The organism is Kitasatospora sp. NPDC001309, from assembly GCF_042896295.1.
Taxonomy (GTDB): domain Bacteria; phylum Actinomycetota; class Actinomycetes; order Streptomycetales; family Streptomycetaceae; genus Kitasatospora.
On the sequence record NZ_JBIAXC010000003.1, the window covers coordinates 277083 to 295114 of the forward strand.

The 18032-nt window shown below is 75.9% G+C and carries 16 protein-coding genes and 1 pseudogene; 9 read left to right on the forward strand and 8 right to left on the reverse strand.

Annotation, left to right across the window (positions count from 1 at the left end; all coding sequences use genetic code 11):
• Positions 1-2: 2 nt before the first annotated feature.
• The 4 genes and pseudogenes from ACFY2K_RS05165 to ACFY2K_RS05180 form a co-directional block, all read right to left on the reverse strand.
• Positions 3-686, reverse strand: a complete 684-nt coding sequence (locus ACFY2K_RS05165) for an ABC transporter ATP-binding protein (protein WP_387709661.1) — start codon at positions 684-686, stop codon at positions 3-5.
• Between the two features lie 52 nt (positions 687-738).
• Complete coding sequence (locus tag ACFY2K_RS05170; protein ID WP_387709663.1) at positions 739-1422, reverse strand: ABC transporter ATP-binding protein; 684 nt, start codon at positions 1420-1422, stop codon at positions 739-741.
• 283 nt (positions 1423-1705) lie between these two features.
• On the reverse strand, positions 1706-3682 hold the full coding sequence (locus ACFY2K_RS05175; RefSeq protein ID WP_387709665.1) for an ABC transporter permease: 1977 nt from the start codon (positions 3680-3682) through the stop codon (positions 1706-1708).
• 142 nt (positions 3683-3824) lie between these two features.
• Positions 3825-4241 (reverse strand): annotated as a pseudogene (locus ACFY2K_RS05180) (hypothetical protein); the annotation flags it as partial.
• A gap of 260 nt (positions 4242-4501) precedes the next feature.
• Here ACFY2K_RS05180 and ACFY2K_RS05185 point away from each other — a divergent pair.
• Complete coding sequence (locus ACFY2K_RS05185) at positions 4502-5083, forward strand: hypothetical protein (protein WP_387709667.1); 582 nt, start codon at positions 4502-4504, stop codon at positions 5081-5083.
• On the forward strand, positions 5074-6486 hold the full coding sequence (locus tag ACFY2K_RS05190) for an ABC transporter substrate-binding protein (protein WP_380643161.1): 1413 nt from the start codon (positions 5074-5076) through the stop codon (positions 6484-6486). Before ACFY2K_RS05185 ends, ACFY2K_RS05190 begins: the two co-directional genes overlap by 10 nt.
• Positions 6487-6558: 72 nt before the next feature.
• Here ACFY2K_RS05190 and ACFY2K_RS05195 read toward each other — a convergent pair whose 3' ends face one another.
• From ACFY2K_RS05195 to ACFY2K_RS05205, 3 genes are all read right to left on the reverse strand, one after another.
• Complete coding sequence (locus tag ACFY2K_RS05195; protein ID WP_380523139.1) at positions 6559-7653, reverse strand: PP2C family protein-serine/threonine phosphatase; 1095 nt, start codon at positions 7651-7653, stop codon at positions 6559-6561.
• Between the two features lie 215 nt (positions 7654-7868).
• Positions 7869-8291 carry a MarR family winged helix-turn-helix transcriptional regulator gene (locus tag ACFY2K_RS05200; protein ID WP_375892035.1) on the reverse strand — a complete coding sequence of 141 codons (423 nt, stop codon included), beginning with the start codon at positions 8289-8291 and terminating at the stop codon, positions 7869-7871.
• Between the two features lie 43 nt (positions 8292-8334).
• Positions 8335-9630 carry a M48 family metalloprotease gene (locus ACFY2K_RS05205; RefSeq protein ID WP_387709670.1) on the reverse strand — a complete coding sequence of 432 codons (1296 nt, stop codon included), beginning with the start codon at positions 9628-9630 and terminating at the stop codon, positions 8335-8337.
• Positions 9631-9800: 170 nt separating this feature from the next.
• On the opposite strand from ACFY2K_RS05205, the gene ACFY2K_RS05210 reads away from it, so the two are divergent.
• The 7 genes from ACFY2K_RS05210 (at position 9801) to ACFY2K_RS05240 (ending at position 16737) form a co-directional block, all read left to right on the forward strand.
• On the forward strand, positions 9801-10940 hold the full coding sequence (locus ACFY2K_RS05210; protein ID WP_387709672.1) for a CapA family protein: 1140 nt from the start codon (positions 9801-9803) through the stop codon (positions 10938-10940).
• A gap of 415 nt (positions 10941-11355) precedes the next feature.
• A complete protein-coding gene (locus tag ACFY2K_RS05215) occupies positions 11356-12102 on the forward strand; it encodes a 2,3-dihydro-2,3-dihydroxybenzoate dehydrogenase (RefSeq protein ID WP_387709731.1) in 747 nt (248 codons plus the stop codon).
• Positions 12103-12163: 61 nt separating this feature from the next.
• Positions 12164-13375 (forward strand): isochorismate synthase DhbC, encoded by a 1212-nt coding sequence (gene dhbC / locus ACFY2K_RS05220; RefSeq protein WP_380523141.1) that lies wholly within the window; start codon positions 12164-12166, stop codon positions 13373-13375.
• Positions 13372-15042, forward strand: coding sequence for a (2,3-dihydroxybenzoyl)adenylate synthase (locus tag ACFY2K_RS05225; RefSeq protein ID WP_387709673.1), 1671 nt, complete (start codon positions 13372-13374; stop codon positions 15040-15042). Before dhbC ends, ACFY2K_RS05225 begins: the two co-directional genes overlap by 4 nt.
• Positions 15043-15095: 53 nt before the next feature.
• On the forward strand, positions 15096-15746 hold the full coding sequence (locus ACFY2K_RS05230; RefSeq protein WP_387709675.1) for an isochorismatase family protein: 651 nt from the start codon (positions 15096-15098) through the stop codon (positions 15744-15746).
• Positions 15747-15751: 5 nt separating this feature from the next.
• The gene (locus ACFY2K_RS05235) at positions 15752-15985 is read left to right on the forward strand and encodes a phosphopantetheine-binding protein (protein ID WP_387709677.1); all 234 of its coding nucleotides are present in this window, start codon (positions 15752-15754) and stop codon (positions 15983-15985) included.
• 56 nt (positions 15986-16041) lie between these two features.
• Entirely contained in the window at positions 16042-16737 is a 696-nt protein-coding gene (locus ACFY2K_RS05240; protein ID WP_387709678.1) for an AMP-binding protein, read from the forward strand.
• 121 nt (positions 16738-16858) lie between these two features.
• Here the strand turns inward: ACFY2K_RS05240 and ACFY2K_RS05245 are convergent, their stop codons facing one another.
• A complete protein-coding gene (locus tag ACFY2K_RS05245; RefSeq protein WP_387709680.1) occupies positions 16859-18022 on the reverse strand; it encodes an amidohydrolase in 1164 nt (387 codons plus the stop codon).
• Positions 18023-18032 lie beyond the last annotated feature (10 nt).

Below are 18032 nucleotides of genomic sequence, written 5' to 3' on the forward strand. Positions count from 1 at the left end.
CGTCACGGCGTGGGCGTGAACCGCCCCGGCAGTGCCTCCCCCGGCTCGCCCGAGAACACCACCTCACCCCGGTGCAGCACGTGCACCGCCGCCGCCCCCGCCAGCGAGCGCGGCAGGGACTGCGCGGCCAGCACCACCGTACGGCCCCCGGCCGCCCCGGCCAGCAGCACCGCGTGCAGCCGCGCCGCCACCGCCGGCGCCAGCCCGCGCTCCGGCTCGTCCAGCAGCAGCAGGTCGGGCCGTGCCCCCAACGCCCGCACCACCGCCACCAGTTGGCGCTGACCGCCGGACAGCGTGGCCGCCCGGCGGGGCAGCAGCGCGGACAGCTCCGGGAACGCCTCCAGCACCTCCGCCGGCACCTCCGCCCGCCCCGCACCGCCCAGGCCCAGGTTCTCCGCCACGGTGAGCGAACCGAACACCCCGCGCTCGGCCGGCACCAGCGCCAACCCCAGCCGCACCCGCCGGTGCACCGACAGCCCGGTGACGTCCCGCCCCCGCCAGCACACCCGCCCACCGGACAGCGGCACCACCCCCGCCAGGGCGTGCAGCGCACTGGTGCGCCCCGAACCGTTGCGGCCCAGCAGGACGGTGACGGCGGCGGCCGGAAAAGCGAGGTCCACACCGTGCAGCGCCTCCAGCGGCCCGTACCGGACCCGGACGCCGCACAGGGCCGCGGCTACCGGCATGCGATCACCCCGGCGGCGTCCAAGCAGGGCTTCCCGTACGGGAGTTCGGCACTCACGGGCGGCCACCCCAGGCCTCGGCCACCCGGGCGTCCGCCAGCACCGCCGCCGTCGGCCCGGCCGCCACCACCCGGCCCTGCGCCATCGCGTAGACGGCATCGGCGAGTTCGGCCACCAGCTCGGCATCGTGCTCGACCAGCAGCAGTGCCATCCCACGCCCCGCGAGAGCGCGCAGTACCGCCACCAGGCGGCCCGTCTGGGCGGCATCGAGCCCCGCCGCCGGCTCGTCCAGCAACAGCACCCGGGGCTCGCCCGCCAGCGCCCGCGCCAACTCCACCAGCCGCAGCACCCCGGTGGGCTGCACCCCCGCCGGCTCGTCCGCGACACCCCGCAACCCGAGCAACCCCAGCGCCCGCTCCGTCCGCTCCGCCGCCCCCCTGCCCCCTCGCTGCTCCGCGCCCACCCGCACGTTGTCGGCCACCGAGAGGGTCGGGAAGACGGCGATCTGCTGGAACGTCCGCGCCAACCCGAGCCGCACCCGCCGGTGCGCGGCCACGGCGGTCACGTCCCGCCCGCCCAGCAGCACCCGCCCGGCATCCGGCCGCACCGTCCCCGCCAGACAGTCGAACAGGGTGCTCTTCCCCGCCCCGTTCGGCCCGATCAACGCCGTGATCCGCCCACCCGGAGCCACCAGGTCCACCCCGCCCACCGCCACGATCCCCCCGTACCGCCGTACCACCCCCCGCACGGTCAACCGCGCCGCCGTCACGACGCCCCACCGGGGGGCATCGTGCAGCTGAACAGGCCTACGGGGAAGGTGAGGTGGCTCGTCCTCCGCCGTCTCCGGCCGGCAGGGGCCTCGGCTCCTGCCCGCGGTCGTAGGGCGTCGGGTCGGGCCGCACCCGGCAGGGTGGTGGCGCGGGGGAGTCGGCGGTGGATCCGGCCGCAGCGTCGGGCGGGGGGCGAGGATCTGTTCAACGGGCCTTCCTTCGCCGGGAGTTCGGGTGGCGCCGGTGCTCCGTTCACGGGCGGCGGTTCAGGGTGGCGCGGAGGCGTCGGCCGGTGGGGGTGAGGCGGCCGGGCGGGAGGTCTGGCGGGGGGTCGCGCCGTGCGGTGGGGAGGGCGGCGAGGCCGCCGGGGAGGCGGCCGATGGCGGCGGCGAGGACGCCGACCGCGACGGCCGAGACGCCGGTGACGGTGCCCGCGTCGAGGCCGATCAGCAGGGCGGCGGCGAGGACGGCGCCGAGGGCGCTGTCGGCGCCGGCGACGACCACGGCGGCGAACCAGAGCAGGCCGCGGACCGGGTCGAAGGACGCCGCGTCGAAGGCGCGGCCCGCGAGGCCCATCAGGCCGCCGCCGAGGGCGGCGAGCGCGGCGCCGACCACGAAGGCGAGGAGTTTGAGGCCCGGTACGTCGACGCCCGCCGCGACCGCACCGGCCTCGTGGTCGCGCATGGCGGTGAGGGCGCGGCCGAGGCGGCCGCGGTGGAGGGCGCGGACGGCGAGCAGACCGAGGCCGAGCAGGAGGAGTTCGGCGAGGTAGAAGGCGCGGTCGCCATCGAGGAGGGCGGGGCGGTCGAGGGTGAGTCCGGTGGTGGCGTAGGGCTGCTGGAAGACGAAGCGGCTCAGCGCGGTGCCGAAGGCGAAGGTGACGAGGGCGAGGGCGAGTCCGCGGCGGCGGATCGCGGGCCGGCCGGTGAGCAGGCCGAGCGGGGCGGTGGCGAGGACGGCGAGCAGCAGTGCGGGGACGGCCGGGAGGGCCGGCAGGCCGGGGACGCGACCGCTCATCAGCAGGGCGGTGCCGAGCGCGCCGAGGCCCGCGTACCCGGCCTGGCCGAGGGAGGTCTGCCCGCCGTAGCCGGTGACGACGACGACGGACAGCAGCACCAGGGCGAGGGCGGGGACGAGCAGGGCGCTGCGCAGGTCGTTGCCGCGGAAGCCGAAGGGCAACAGGAGCAGCACCAGGCAGACCGCGCCGGCCGACCGCCCGCCGCCTCCTCCTCCTCGCCCTCCTCCTCGTCCTCCTCCGGGTCGGTGGCTCCGGGAGGTGAGCGGCGCCCCGCCGTCCGGGGCCCGGCCCCCGGTGATGCCGGGCCCCGCGAGCAGGGCGGCGGCGAGCAGCGCGATCACGAACAGGTTGGACTGCACCGCCTGGACCAGCGGCAGCAGTTGGCCGGACGGGCGGAGCCGGGTGAGTTCGGACTGGGCGATGCCGAGTCCGAGTCCGGTGGCGACGGCGACGGGGATGCTGCGCAGCCGGGCGGCGACGGCGACGGCCATGGTCTCCATGACCAGCAGCGGCAGCCCGTACGGGTCGAGCAGCAGGTAGGGCGCGAGGGCGACGCCGACGAGCCCGGCGGTGAAGGTGCCGAAGGCCCAGCCGAGGGCGGAGACCCGGTCGGCGTCGACGCCGGTGAGGGCGGCGAGCCGGCGGTCGTCGACGACGGCGCGCAGGTGGAGGCCGAGGCGGGTCCAGCGGGTGGTGGCGGCGACGGCGAGGCCGAGGACCAGGATCGCGGCGAGCTGGGCGACGGTGTCGGGGCGCAGGGTGTGGCCGCCGGGCAGCCGGATCGGGGCGCCGCCGAACGGGCTGGGCGCGCCGGCCAGCGGGGCCGGTCCCCACAGCAGGACGGCGACTCCGATGAGCAGCACGAACACGCCGAGCCCGGCGACCATGGTCTCGGCCGGTCCGGCGCCGCGCCGTTGCAGCGGGCGGTGCACGAGGACGTCGAGGAGCACGCCGAGGGCGGGCGCGACCACCAGCAGGCAGCAGGCGAGGGCCGGCCAGACCGGCCAGTGCCGGACGACCACGAGGTCGCGCAGCAGATAGGCGACGGCCATGGCCTGGGCGCCCTGGGCGATGTTGAGCACGCCGGTGGTGCGGTGGCAGACGACCAGTCCGATGCCGCTGAGCGCGGCGGCACTGCCGACGGTGAGCCCGGCGAGGGCGAGGTCGAGGGTGAGGCCGAACGAGTCGGGCGCGGCGAGCAGGACGGTCATCGGTTCAGCCGCTCGGCGGGGCGGCTTCGCCCGGACGGGTGGCGGGCCTGCTCGGGGCGTCCGGGGTGTTCGGGGGGTTCGGGGTGTTCGGGGTGTTCGGGGTCTCCGGGAGCCCCAGGGCGTCCGGGGCCCCGGGGGCGTCCGGCGAGCAGAGCGGGCAGGGCGTCAAACCCCGCTCCCGTACGGCGGCCGCGTCCACCGGTGCGGCCGTCGCCTTGCCGGTGACCAGTGGGCAGTCCGGCCGGTGGTAGCGGGTGCCCTCGGGGACGGCGAGTGGCCCCGACCGGTGCGCCGGGGCCGGATCAGGCCCCGGCCCCGGCTCGGCCCCGGGCTCCACCAGCAGGTCGTACAGGCGCTCGACCCGCCGGTCGGTCAGTTCCCCCAGGCGCCCGCGCGGGGGCGGCGGCCGCAGCGCGACCAGGACGGCGCCGGCCACGATCAGGGCCGCGCCGGGGACGGTGGCGGAGGCCAGGTAGGGGACCTGCTGCTCGACGAAGCGTTCGCCGGAGACCCCGTACCAGCCGAGCACGCACAGCACGGCCCCGACCGCGAGGAGCAGCCAGCCGGCCCGGTCACGCCCGGCCCGCTCGCGCCCGGCCCGCTCGCGCGCGCTCCGGAGGCTCTGCGGCAGGCGGGCACCGCGCCGGACGGGGGAAACCCTCGGGGCGGTACGGGTGATTTCTCCGTCGGATTGCGATGCGTCCATGGATCCGCCTTCATGGTGTCACCTGAGACGTTTCCAGGATCGGCCTGGAACAGCATCCGGGGATCCGCGACCGGCCGGGCGCAGTCCGGGCGGCGCGGTCGAGAGGGAACACCATGCGCGTGACGCGAAGCGGCACCTCCCGGGGCGGCAGCGCCCTCCTGCGGACGGCGGGCGGGCTGCTCGCCCTGCTGCTGGCGGGCACCGCGGCCGGGTGCGGCAGCACCAAGTCCGGGTCCGGGTCCTCGGCCTCCTCCCCGGCCGCGACCGCGAGCGTCACCGCCGGTGCGAGTGTCACCACCGGCGCCGGCGCCAGTGCCACCGCCCCCGCCGACCCGGCCGCCGCCCAGGCGGAGGTCACCGCCAACTGGGAGAAGTTCTTCGACCCGGCCACCCCGATCGCCGACAAGGCCAAGCTGCTCCAGGGCGGCGACACGCTGCTCCCGGTGCTCCAGGGCTTCTCCCAGGACCCCCGGGTGGGCCAGGTGAAGGCCACGGTGGGCGGGGTCGCGTTCACCGACGCCGCCGACGCGACCGTCACCTACGCGCTCTCCCTCCAGGGCACCGTGGTCGCGCCGGCCGCGACCGGGCAGGCCGTCCTCGACAACGGCACCTGGAAGGTCTCCCGCTCGACCCTGTGCGGGCTGCTCACCCAGGCCGGCGGGGCCAGTGCCACCCCGGTCCCCGGATGCGGCTGACCGCACCTCGGCGGCACCTGACCGCACTGCCGCACGGCCGCGGGCCGACGCCCGTCCTGCGTCCGGTCCTGGTCCCGGTCCTGGCCCTGCTCCTGGCCCTGGTGACGGTGCTCGCCGGCTGCGGCACCCGGCTGCCGGACGGCGCCTTCACCGCCCGCGCCACGCCCGCCCCGGGGGCCGGCGGCAACCCGCCCTCCGACACCGGCGTGTCCGCGACCGGGATCCGGATCGGCATCGTCACCTCCCTGACCAGCCCGGTCGGCAGCGAGGTGTTCAGCGGCCCCCGGTACGGCGCCCAGGCGTTCTTCCAGGCCCTCAACGACCGCGGCGGCCTGCACGGGCGCACGGTCGAGGTGGTGACCTGCGACGACGGCGGCAGCGGCATCGGCAACCAGGACTGCGTGCACCGGCTGGTCGACCAGGCGCACGTCTTCGCCCTCGTCAGCGGCAGCGTCCTGGACTACGCGGGCGCGCCGTACGTGAGCGGCAAGGCGGTGCCGGACGTCGGCGGCCAGCCGATCGGCACGGCGTACGACCGCTGGCCGCACCTGTACGGGATCTACGGCAGCGCCGCCCCGCGCGACGGCCGGGCGGTCGGCTGGAACGGCACCCTGTACCAGAGCACCGAGGTGTTCCGTTTCTTCAAGCAGCGCCTGGGCGCCGACAGCGCCGCCGTGGTCGCCTACAACCAGGCCGACTCGGCCCGCTACGCCGGACAGCTCAAGGCGGGGCTGGAGGCGGAGGGCTACCGGGTGCTGCTCCAGACGGTGGACTTCGCGCTGCCGAACTTCCAGGCGGTGGCCGCGGCCGTGCGCGCCGACGGCTCGCAGCTGCTGTTCGACGCGATGGACTCGCGCGGGAACGCGGCGCTCTGCCGGGCGCTGGACGAGGCCGGGGTGTCGGTCGCGGCGAAGGTGACCACGGTGCAGAACTGGTCGGAGTCGGTGCGCACCGACTACGCCGCCTCGCCGAACTGCCGCAACGCGCTCTGGGCGACGTCCTCCAGCCAGAACTACGAGGACGAGCGGCACCCGGCCGTGCACGACTTCCGCGCCGCGATGGCCCGCTCCTACCCGGACCGGGCCGACCGGCTGTCCGCGTGGGAGCTGGAGGGCTGGGCGGGCGCCCAGTGGCTCGCCGACGCCCTGGACTCCTGCGGCGCCGCACCGACCCGGGTCTGCGTCGAGGCCTTCCTGAACCGCGCCGAGCCCTACGACGCGCACGGGCTGATCCTGCCCGCGTCCTTCGTGCCGCAGCCGCCGCCGAGCGGGCCCACCCGGGCCTGTCTGAACGTCGCCCGCTGGCAGGACTCCGCCGGGGGCGGGCGGGGCGGCTGGGTCACCCAGGTGCCGGCCATGACCACGGACTGCTTCGACGTGCCGCAGCTGCCGTACCGGCCGTGACCGACGGCGGGTCCCGTGGCCGACGGCGGGGCCCGTGGCCGAAGACGGGTCCCGGCGAGGGGCGGACGCGTCCTAAGGGAGCCGCTCCACCATCACCATCGCCGCGTCGTCGTCCAGCCGGCGGCCGACGTGTGCCAGCAGGTCGCGGCGCAGGCGGCTCAGCAGGACGCCGGGGCGCTCGGCCTGCCAGGCGGTGACCCGTTCGGTCAGCGGGTAGAAGCGGCGCTGGGCGTCCCGGGCCTCGATCACCCCGTCGGTGTAGATCAGCAGCCGGTCGCCCGGGTGGAACGGGAAGGTCTGCACCTGGTACGAGACCGGGGCGAGTTCGCCGAGGCCGAGCGGCGGTGCCGGGTTGCGGGTGGTGAGCGTGGTGACGCCGTCCGGGCGCAGCAGCAGCGGGGGCGGGTGGCCGCAGTCGATGAGGTGGACGTGCGAGCCGTCGTCGGGGATGTCGATCAGCACGGCGGTGATGAAGGACTCGCCGCCCTCGTCCGGCGCCTCCTCGGCCGGGCGCTGGTGCCGGGAGCGTTCGGCCCGCCGGGCCTCGGCGAGCTGGGCGAGGTCCCAGCAGACGCTGCCGTCCAGGTACTCGGCCAGGCCCGGCAGGTCGGCGTGCAGGTGGGCGGCGGCGCGGAAGGCGCCGAGCAGCAGGGCCGCGTCGCCGAGCGAGGACAGCCCCTTGCCGCGGACGTCGCCGACCAGCAGCCGGGTGCCGTCGGTGGTCCGGGCGGCCGCGTACAGGTCGCCGCCGACCTGGGCCTCGGCCTCGGCGGCCAGGTAGAAGGAGGCCAGGTGCAGTGGTCCGATCCGCTCCGGCAGCGGGCGCAGCAGGACCCGCTGGGCGGCCTCGGAGACCGAGCGCACCCGGGCGAGCTCGCGTTCGTGCCGGTCGCGCAGCACCCGCAGGCCGACGATCAGCGCCGAGACGACCACCTGGGCGCTCAGCTGGGTCTCGATGTTGGCGCTGGTCAGGCCGTCCCGGACGGCGCCGATGGCGGTGAGCGCGGCGAGGGCCAGCAGGGCGACCCCGGCGGTGGCCCGCGGGCCGGCGAAGGAGGCGGTGAGGGCCGGGGCGACGATCAGCAGCGGGCCGAGGTGGATCGACGGCGGGGAGAGGATGTCGACGACGGTGATCACGACGATCAGTGCGAGCGGCAGTGCCGTCATCACTCGGCGGTCGGGTCGCCAGGAGCGGCGGCGGGCGCGGGGACGGGGGTCATCGGGACGCTGCCGGAGGGGCACCTCTCCTCTGTACACCGTGGGGGCGGTGGGGCGCACCCCGGGGCGGGCGGGGCCGGGGGCGGAGGCGCTGGTGAGGAGGGGCCGGCGAGAGGCCGGAGAGGGGGGCCGGCGAGGGGGCCGGGGCGCGGGTGCGGGCCCGGTCAGTCCTCCTGGCCGTAGCGGGCCAGGTACGCGGCGAAGCGGGCGACGTCCTCGTCGGACCATTCGGTGAAGCGGGCGGTGAAGGCCGTCCGGCGCTGCTCGTTGGCGTCCCGCAGCAGGGTGAGGCCGCCCTCGGTGGCGCGCAGGATCTGGCCGCGCTGGTCGTCCGGGTCGGTCTCGCGGCGCAGCAGGCCGAGCTTCTCCAGCGCGGTGACCTGGCGGCTGACGGTGGACTTGTCGAGCATGAAGTACGCGGCCACGTCGGCGGCCCGGCAGCCGCCGCGCTCGGTGATCAGGTCGAGGATGCTGTACGTGACCAGGGAGAGGTCGGGGTGCAGCTGGGAGGCCTTGTGCCGGGCACGGCGGGCGAAGGCGGTCAGCTCGCGCTGGATGGTGTCGATGGACGACTCGCGGCCGGGCACGGCGTTCCTACCTCCTCGGGATTTGTTGCACTATACAACGGATTTACCCCGGGGTCGCGCGCCTCGCCGCCGCCGGGCCGCCGTTCGCGGGGTCCGGCGGGTCCTGCCCTACCCGCCCTGCTTGCCAGGCGCGGGCCGCCGCGATCCGGCGGGTCGCACTCGGGTGAGTGGCGAACAGTAGCTCAAGCAGCCTCGGCGGGTCGACATCCGAGACGTTCACCACCGCCAGTCTGCGCTGCATCGCCACGAACTGCTCGGCGTCCCCGGTCAGTTCGAGGGCGTGCCGGTCCGCCCTGGCCTCGATCCGGCGGCTCACCGCACTCTGCACCGGCCCCGACAGCGCGCCGATCAGCGCCGCCGACGCGGCCAGCAGGGGCAGCGCCCGGGGATCCGCCGCGTCCGCGGCCCCGGCCGCCGCCAGCAGCGGCCGCCAGTTCGCCAGCAGGCCCAGCAGTACCACCGCCACTGCGGCACCCAGCGCCCCGAGCGCCGTACCGACCGGCACGTCCCGGTGCTTGACGTGCCCCAGTTCGTGCGCCACCACCAGCTCCACCTCGCGCGGCTCGGCCGCCGTCAGCAGGGTGTCGTACGCGACGATCCGACGGGTCGCGCCGAACCCGGAGACGTACGCGTTCAGTGCGGTGGTCCGCCGGGAGGCGTCCGCCACCAGGACGTCCCGCACCCGCACGCCGTCCCGCTCGGCCAGCGCCAACAGTGCCGTCCGCAGCTCGCCCGGCGGCATCGGGGTGAAGCGGTTGAACACCGGCTCGATCAGCAGCGGGTGGAGGAAGGACAGCGCGGCCGTCAGCAGCGCCGCCGCCCCCGCCGCCGGGAGCCACCAGTGCCGCGGGGACCACCCGGTCAGCGCGAACAGCCCGAGCACCAGCGGCAGGACCAGCAGCAGGGTCAGCCCGAGCGAGCGCACGGCGTCCAGCGCCCAGCCCGCCCAGCTCTGGGTCACCAGGCCGAACCGGGCCCGGACGGCCCGCGCCCCCGCCCCGAACGGCAGTTGCAGCGCCTGGCCCAGCACCACCAGGGCAGCCGCGCCCGCCAGCACCCCGGCCGTCCGGGAACCGCCGAACCAGCGGCCGGTGGCGGTCACCAGCGCGGCACCGGCCGGGGTCAGGCCCAGCACCAGGGTCAGCGCCAGGCCCGCCAGGCGGCCGCCGAGTGCCCACGGCAGCTGGGCGCGGCGCAGCGCGCGGCCGCGGGCGCGCTCGGCGGGGGTGAAGTCGGGTGCGGGGGTCGCGCCGGGGGTTGGGGCTGGCGCTGGGGTGGGCTCGGGCGTCGTCATCGGCGGGGTGGCTCCGGCGGGGGTGAGGGTGGGCGGGTCCAGCATGTCCTACCGCAGGCGGCGGGCGCCCACGCGTCGCGCGCGTTCGCGCGGGGTCGTCGCTTGTCGGCCCGCTGGTGTCCTCCTGTGTCCGGAATGTTGTGGATGCGGGCACAAGCGGTGCCGATTCGGTGGCGTAGGCTGACCGCTTGCATCGACCTCGGGGGGAACCACTCATGCGCCGTGCCGCGGCTGCCGTCGCCGTGCTCGTCGGCCTGACCGTCGCCACCGCCTGCGGGCCGGACGACCCGGCACCCGGTTCGGCGTCGACCGCCCCGTCCGCCGCGGCGCCCCCGGCCTCCGCCGCCGCGACCACCGGTACGGCCCCCGCAGCCGCCCCCACCAAGGGCGGCGCGCCGCGCCCGGACGGCACCATCACCGTCGCCTTCGCCGGAGACGTCCACTTCGAGGGCCGGACCGAGCCCCGGCTGTCCGTCCAGCCGCCCGAGCAGGCCCTCGGCCCGATCTCCCGCACCCTCGCCGACGCCGACCTCTCCGTGCTCAACCTGGAGACCGCGATCACCGGGCGCGGCGCACCCGAACCGAAGACCTACACCTTCCGCACCACGCCCAAGGCGCTGTCCGTGCTCAAGGACTCCGGCGTGGACGTCGTCTCGATGGCCAACAACCACGCCGTCGATTTCGGCGCCGACGGCCTCACCGACACCCTGGCCGCCAAGGACTCCTCGCCCGTCCCGGTGATCGGCGTCGGGCACAACGCCAAGGAGGCGTACGCCCCGTACGTGACCACCGTGCGCGGGGTGAAGGTCGCGGTGGTCGCCGCCAGCCAGGTCGAGGACATCACCAACCAGAAGTGGCGGGCCGGCGCGAACAAGCCCGGCATCGCCTCCGCCCTGGACGTCCCCGCGCTGGTCGCGGCCGTGCAGGCGGCCAAGCAGCAGGCCCCGGTCGTCCTCGTCTACCTGCACTGGGGCGAGGAGGGCAAGGCCTGCCCGACCGCCGCCCAGACCGCCGTGGCCAAGAAGCTCGCCGCCGTCGGCGCCTCCGCGGTGGTCGGCACCCACGCCCACACCATGGTCGGCTCGGGCATGATCGGCAACACCTACATCGGGTACGGCTTCGGCAACTTCCTCTGGTACGGCACCTCCAACTACGCCTTCTCCAACGAGACCGGCGTCACCACCCTCACCCTCGCCGCCGACGGCAAGGTCAAGGGCGAGGCCTTCGCCCCGGCCACCATCGACGACAAGGGCATCCCCCAGCCGGTCACCGGCGCCGCCGCCGAGGCCGCCCTCAAGCGCCGCGACGGCCTGCGCGGCTGCGCCGGACTCACCCCGCCCCCGGCCGCCCACTGACGACGGCCGTCCACCGGCGACGGCCGTCCACCGAGACGGCGGTCCGTACATCAACGGGTGAGCGGTCAACTGGAACTGACCACCCGTAGAGCATCGTTGCGACGCCCGGTCGAGGGCGGCATCGACGCGAACCCCCTAGGGCCCGCATTCGGACTCCCGCAGACGGGAGTCCGAAGGCGGGCCCTGGAGCCCCTGAGGCCGCTCGTCCCGTCGTCGGGGCGGGCGGCCTCTTCGCGTGCCCGGGCGGATCGGGACGCAGCAGGACGGCCGGGCGGATTGACGACGGCCCAGGTGTCGGAATCTGTCGAACGGGCTATCGGCGTAGGCGAACAGATGTGTTAGGTTAGGCTTGCCTAACATTGCTGGTCGGAGGGGAAGTCCTGTGGAACGGTCCGAATTCGCCGGTGTCGTCGCGATGGTCACCGGGGCCGGACAGGGCATCGGCGCGGCCGTGGCCCGGGCGCTGGTCGCCGAGGGAGCCGTCGTCGCGGCGGTGGACCGGGAGGCCGGCCCGCTCGCCGGGGTCGCGGCGGAGTCCGAGGCGCTGCACCCGTACGCCCTGGACGTCTCCGACGCCCGAGCGGTCGACAGCGCAGTGGAATTGATGGAGCGTCAACTCGGCCCGATCGGCGTACTGGTGAACGTCGCCGGAGTGCTGCGACCCGGCCCGGTCGTCGAACTGTCCGACGCCGACTGGGCGGAGACCTTCGCCGTCAACAGCACCGGGGTGTTCCACACCGGCCGGGCGGTCGGCCGCCGGATGGCCGAGCGGGGGCGGGGCGCCGTCGTCACCGTGGGCTCCAACGCCGCCGGGGTGCCGCGGGCCGGGATGGCCGCCTACGCGGCGTCCAAGGCGGCGGCCACCATGTTCACCCGCTGCCTCGGCCTGGAGCTGGCCCGCTCCGGGGTGCGCTGCAACGTCGTCTCGCCCGGGTCGACCGACACCCGGATGCAGCGCGGGCTGTGGGGCGAGGACGCCGAGGCGGCCGAACAGCGCGTGATCGAGGGCGACTTGGGGGCCTGGCGGGTCGGCATCCCGCTCGGGCGGATCGCCGAGCCCGCCGACGTCGCGGAGGCCGTGCTCTTCCTGGCCTCCGACCGGGCCCGGCACATCACCATGCACGACCTGTACGTCGACGGCGGCGCGACCCTGCGCGCCTGAGGCACCCCCGGGCATCCGCCGACCGCAGACCGTAGACCCGTCCCAGACTGGAGAGACCACCGTGACCACGGTGCACCACGCCCCGCCGACCCCCACCGACGGCGGCCCCGACCGAACCGCCATCGGCGCGGCCAGCGGCCTGCTCGGCCAGTACCGGGCCGCCGACGACGAGGCGTTCCTCGCCTCACCGACCCGCACCCTGCTCGCCGCGGGCGTGCACGCCCGGGTGCCGCAGGACGCCCGCCCGCTGCCCGTCCGGGTCGCCGAGACGCTGGCCGGGGCACGCCGCGACGGGGTCGAACGGCCCCTGGTGGTCGGTGCGGTGGCCTTCGACCACGGCGGCCGGGACGAACTCGCCGTCCCCGCCCGGGTCCGGTCCGCCGGGGCGCTGCGCGACGACCCGCTGATCGCGCTGCCCGCGCCGCGGGCCGCGCAGGCCGGTTGGCGGATCCGCCCGGTCCCGGAGCCGGAGGCGTACGGTGCGGGCGTCGCGGCGGCCGTCGAGCGGCTGCGCGGCGGGGAGTTGAGCAAGGTGGTGCTGGCCCGCACGCTGGAGCTGACCAGCGACCGGCCGCTCGACCTGCCGGCCGTGCTGCAGCGCCTGGCCCGGCGCGACCCCGGCGGCTACACCTTCGCCGTCCCGGCCGGCGCCGGCAGCACCCTGATCGGCGCCAGCCCCGAACTCCTGCTCTCCCGCCGGGGCACGGCCGTGCTGGCCAACCCGCTGGCCGGTTCGGTGCCGCGCAGCGAGGACCTCGGCGAGGACGTCCGGCGCGCCGCCGCGCTGCTGGAGTCGCCCAAGGACCTGCACGAGCACGCCGTGGTGGTGGACGCGATCCGCGCGGCGCTGGCGCCCTACTGCCGGAACCTGGACGTGCCGGAGCGGCCCACCCTGGTGCGGACGGCGGCGATGTGGCACCTGGCCACCACGATCAGCGGTGAGCTGGCCGACCCGGCCGTCTCCGCCCTGGAGCTGGCCTGCGCGCTGCACCCGACCCCGGCGGTCTGCGGCACGCCGACGGACGTCGCCCGCCGGGTGATCGGCGAGATCGAGCCCTTCGAGCGGGGCCTGTACACCGGCATGGTCGGCTGGGGCGACGAGAGCGGCGACGGCGAGTGGGTGGTGACCATCCGCTGCGCGCAGGCGCAGGACCGCACGCTGCGGGTGTACGCGGGCGCCGGGGTGGTCGAGCAGTCCCGGCCGGAGGCCGAACTCGCCGAGACCAGCGCCAAGTTCCGCACCTTCCTGGAGGCCGCGGGGGTGGCGCTGTGACGCCCCTGGACGAGGTGCTGGACGGATTCACCCCGTACCCGGCCGACTTCGCCGAGCGCTACCGGGCGGCCGGCCACTGGCGCGGCGAGACCTTCGGGCGGATGCTGCGCGAGCGCGCCGCCGCGCACGGCGACCGGATCGCCGTGGTCGACCCCGGCGGCCACTCGGTGGCGGCGGGCGAGCGGCGCTGGACGTACGCCGAACTCGACCGCCGGGCCGACCGGATGGCCGCCGGGCTGCTCGCCCGCGGGCTCCGGGCCGGGGACCGGGTGGTGGTCCAACTGCCCAACGCCGCCGAGTTCTTCGAGGTGGTCTTCGCCCTGTTCCGGATTGGTGCGCTGCCGGTCTTCGCGCTGCCCGCGCACCGCTACGCGGAGATCTCGCACTTCTGCGCGTTCACGGGCGCCGTGGCGTACGTCGTCCCGGGCGTCGAGGGCGGCTTCGACCACCGCGAACTCGCCACCCGGGTACGGGAGGAGAACCCGGACCTGCGGCTGGTGCTGGTGGCCGGCGAGGACCCGGGCGAGCACCTGCGGCTGGCGGACGTGCCCTGCGACGGCCCCGGCTCCGCGCGCGAACCCGAGCCCGGGGACGTCGCGTTCCTCCAGCTCTCGGGCGGCAGCACCGGGGTGCCGAAGCTGATCCCGCGCACCCACGACGACTACATCTACTCGCTGCGCGGCTCGGTCGAGCTGTGCGCGCTGGACGGGCGCAGCGTCTACCTGTGCGTGCTGCCCGCCGCCCACAACTTCCCGCTCAGCTCGCCCGGTTCGCTCGGCACGCTGTACGCCGGCGGCCGGGTGGTGCTCTGCCCGCAGCCCAGCCCCGAGACGGCCTTCCCGCTGATGGCGCGCGAGGGCGTCACCGTCACCGGGCTCGTCCCGCCGCTCGCGCTGCTGTGGCTGGACGCCGTGGAGCGCGGCGCCCGCGGCCACGAGAGCCTGGAGGTGCTGCTGGTCGGCGGCGCCAAGTTCAGCGAGGAGGCGGCCCGGCGGGTCGGCCCGGTGCTGGGCTGCACGCTCCAGCAGGTGTTCGGGATGGCCGAGGGTCTGGTCAACTACACCCGGCTGGACGACCCGGAGGAGCTGATCGCCACCACCCAGGGCCGGCCGATCTCCGCCGACGACGAGGTCCGGGTGGTCGACGACCAGGACCGCGACCTGCCCGACGGCACCACCGGGCACCTGCTCACCCGCGGCCCGTACACCATCCGCGGCTACTGGAACGCCCCCGGGCACAACGCGGCGTCCTTCACCGCGGACGGCTACTACCGCACCGGGGACCTGGTCCGCCGGCTCCCCAGCGGCCACCTGGTGGTCGAGGGCCGGGCCAAGGACCAGATCAACCGGGGCGGCGAGAAGGTCGCCGCGGAGGAGATCGAGAACCACCTGCTCGCCCACCCGGCCGTGCACGACGCGGCGGTGGTGTCGATGCCCGACCCGTACCTCGGCGAACGCACCTGCGCGTACGTCGTGCTCCGCGCCGAACACCGCGAACAGCCGCCGAAGGGCGTCGAGTTGAAGCGCTTCGTGCGCGGGCGCGGACTGGCCGAGTACAAGGTGCCGGACCGGGTGGAGTTCGTCGACGCCTTCCCCGCCACCGGGATCGGCAAGGTCAGCAAGAAGGACCTGCGGGCCGCCATCGCGGCCTCCCTCCCCGCATCGTGACATCCCCCCGTCTACCCCCCATCACCCCCGTGAATCCGAGGAGTTCGACCATCGTGGGCCTGCCCCGCATTCCCTCCTACCCGCTGCCCACCGCCGGGGAGCTGCCCGCCAACCGGGTCTCCTGGACGGTGGACCCGGCCCGCGCCGTGCTGCTGGTGCACGACCTGCAGAACCACTTCCTGGACGCCTTCCCGGGCGACGCCGCGCCCCTGCCCGAACTCCTGGACAACGTCGCCGCGTTGACCGCCGCGGCCCGCGCGAGCGGGGTGCCGGTCCTCTACTCGGCGCAGCGCGGCGGGCAGAGCCCGGCCGAACGCGGACTCCAGCAGGACTTCTGGGGCCCCGGCATCCCCGACGACCCGCGCGCCACCGCGGTCGCCGACGCCGTCGCCCCGGCCGAGGGCGACACCGTCCTCACCAAGTGGAAGTACAGCGCCTTCGTGCGCACCGAGTTGGAGCAGCTGCTGCGCGAGCAGGGCCGCGACCAGCTGGTGATCACCGGGGTCTACGCCCACATCGGCGTGCAGGCCACCGCCTGCGACGCCTGGATGCGGGACGTCCGGGCCTTCGTGGTGGCCGACGCGGTCGCCGACTTCGGACCGGACGAGCACCGCGCCGCACTGGAGTGGATCGCCGGGCGGTGCGGGGCGGTCACCACCGCGGACGTCGTACGCGCGGCGCTGGAAGGGACGGACGGGAAGTGACGGGCGTGGACGCGACCGGTTTCACGGTGGAGCGGATCCGGGGCGAGGTCGCCGACCTGCTCGGCGAGGACCCGACGGACATCCCGCTGGACGAGAACCTGGCCGACTGGGGGCTGGACTCGATCCGGCTGATGACCCTGGCCGAGCGCTGGCGGGCCGAGGGCGCCGAGGTGGAGTTCGTACGGCTGGCGGAGCGGCCGTCCGTCGAGGCCTGGGCCGAACTGCTGGGCGTGGCCTGATGGAGGCGGTCGTACGGGAGGCGGGCGCGGGCCCGGCCGGCGCGGGGGGCCCTTCCGTGGAGGAGGGCCCGGCCGGGCTGCTCGCGGCGGAGGGGCTGGTCCTGCCGGAACCGGTGCGGTCCGGTCCGGCGGTCGAGTACCCGGCCACCACCGTGGTCGGCCCGGTCGAGGCCCAGGCGGCCCGGACGCCGCAGGCGCCGGCGCTGGTGCTCGCGGACGGCGGGGTGGTGACGTACCGGGAGCTGAACGCCTCGGCCAACCGGCTGGCCCGGGCCCTGGCCCGGCGCGGCGCCCGGCCGGGTACGGTGGTCGGGCTGACGCCCGCCGGCCGTCCGGAGGAGCAGCTGACGGCGGTGCTCGCGGTGGCCAAGTCCGGGGCGGCGTGGCTGTCGTTGGACCCGGCGGACCCGCCCGGGCGGCGGGACTGGCTGCGCGCCGAGAACGAGCTGGTCTGCGTGCTGGGGGAGGGGACACCGGGTGCACCGGGCGGCCTCGACACCACCGGCGAGCTGGACACCGACCCGCCGCGCGCGCTCACCCCGCAGCACCTGCTCAGCGTCGGGTACGGCCCGGGCGGGCGCCCGGCCGCCGTCCGGCTGACCCACGCCGAGGCGGACCGGCGGGTGCGCGAGCTCCAGGCCGCCCACCCGCTCGGGCCGGGCGACCGGGTGCTGCAACTGCGGCTGCCGCACTGGGGCTTCCTCTGGCCGCTGCGGACGGGCGCGGCGGTGGTGCTGGCGGGCGGCGGCTGACGGATGACAGCGAACAACTTTCAGCGAACAGATGATGAAAGATGAAATCTGTTCGCTGAAAGTTGTCATCTGTTATCTGTCGGCTGTTGTCCGTCAGCTGTCAGTCATCAGCCGTTGGCCGTCAGCTGTCGGCCGCCCCCGCCGCCAGGTCCATCGCGGTCCACGCCATCGCCACCGCGCCGTCCAGCAGGGCCCGTTCGGCCTCCGCCCCGAGCGCGGCCTCGGCGAAGGCCGCCTCGTGCGGTGCGCAGGAGCCCCCGGTGATGTCCAGGACCGGATGGATGGAGGGCACCACGTGCGAGACGTTCCCCATGTCCGTGCAGGCGAACGGCGCGCGCTCGACCGGTTCCGGCCGGCCCAGCGCCGCCGCGTTGGCGCGCCAGTGGGTGAGCAGGGCCGGGTCGGAGCGCATGTCCAGGTAGTCCGGCTCGGGCCTGGTCAGCTCCACCTCGCAGCCGGTGGCCAGCGCCCCGGCCCGGAAGCAGTCCTCGACCCGCGCCCGCAGGTGGGCGAGGTCCTCGGCCGCCGAGGCGCGGATCTCGTACTCGGCGCTCGCGCTGTCGGGGATCAGGTTCGGGGCCGTCCCGGCCGCGGTGGTGATGCCGTGCACCCGCCACTGGGGCGGGAGTTGCTGCCGCAGCAGCCCGAGCGCGACCTGCGCGACGGTGAGCGCGTCGGCGGCGTTGCGGCCCTCGTGCGGGTTGAGGCTGGGGTGGGCGGCGCGCCCGGTGTAGCGGACGGACAGGGTGCCCAGAGCGAAGGAGCGGAAGTCGGCGACCTCGACCGGGCAGGGGTGCACCATCATCGCCGCGTCCACCCCGTCGAAGGCTCCGGCCTCCAGCAGCAGGGCCTTGCCGGCCCCGCGCTCCTCGGCCGGTGCGCCGATCACCCGTACGGTGAGCCCGAGTTCGTCCGCGTACGGGGCGAGCCCGAGCGCCGCGCCGACGCCGGCGGCGGCGATCAGGTTGTGCCCGCAGGCGTGCCCGAGGCCGGGGAGGGCGTCGTACTCGCAGACCAGCGCGACGGTGACCGGCCCGCTGCCGAGGCTCGCGGTGAACGCGGTGGCCAGGCCGTGGGCGGGAGCGGTGACCGAGTAGCCGTGGGAGCGCAGCAGTTGGGCGCACCAGGCGGCCGCCCGGTGCTCCTCGAAGGCGGTCTCGGGGTGGGCGTGGATGCGGTGGCTGAGCGCCAGCAGGTCGGCCGTGTGCGCGTGGACGCGTTCGCGGACGGCCTGCTTGGCCGCGCTCAGCGCCTGGTTCTCGGGCTGATTCCGGGGCTGGGTCATGGGCGTCTCC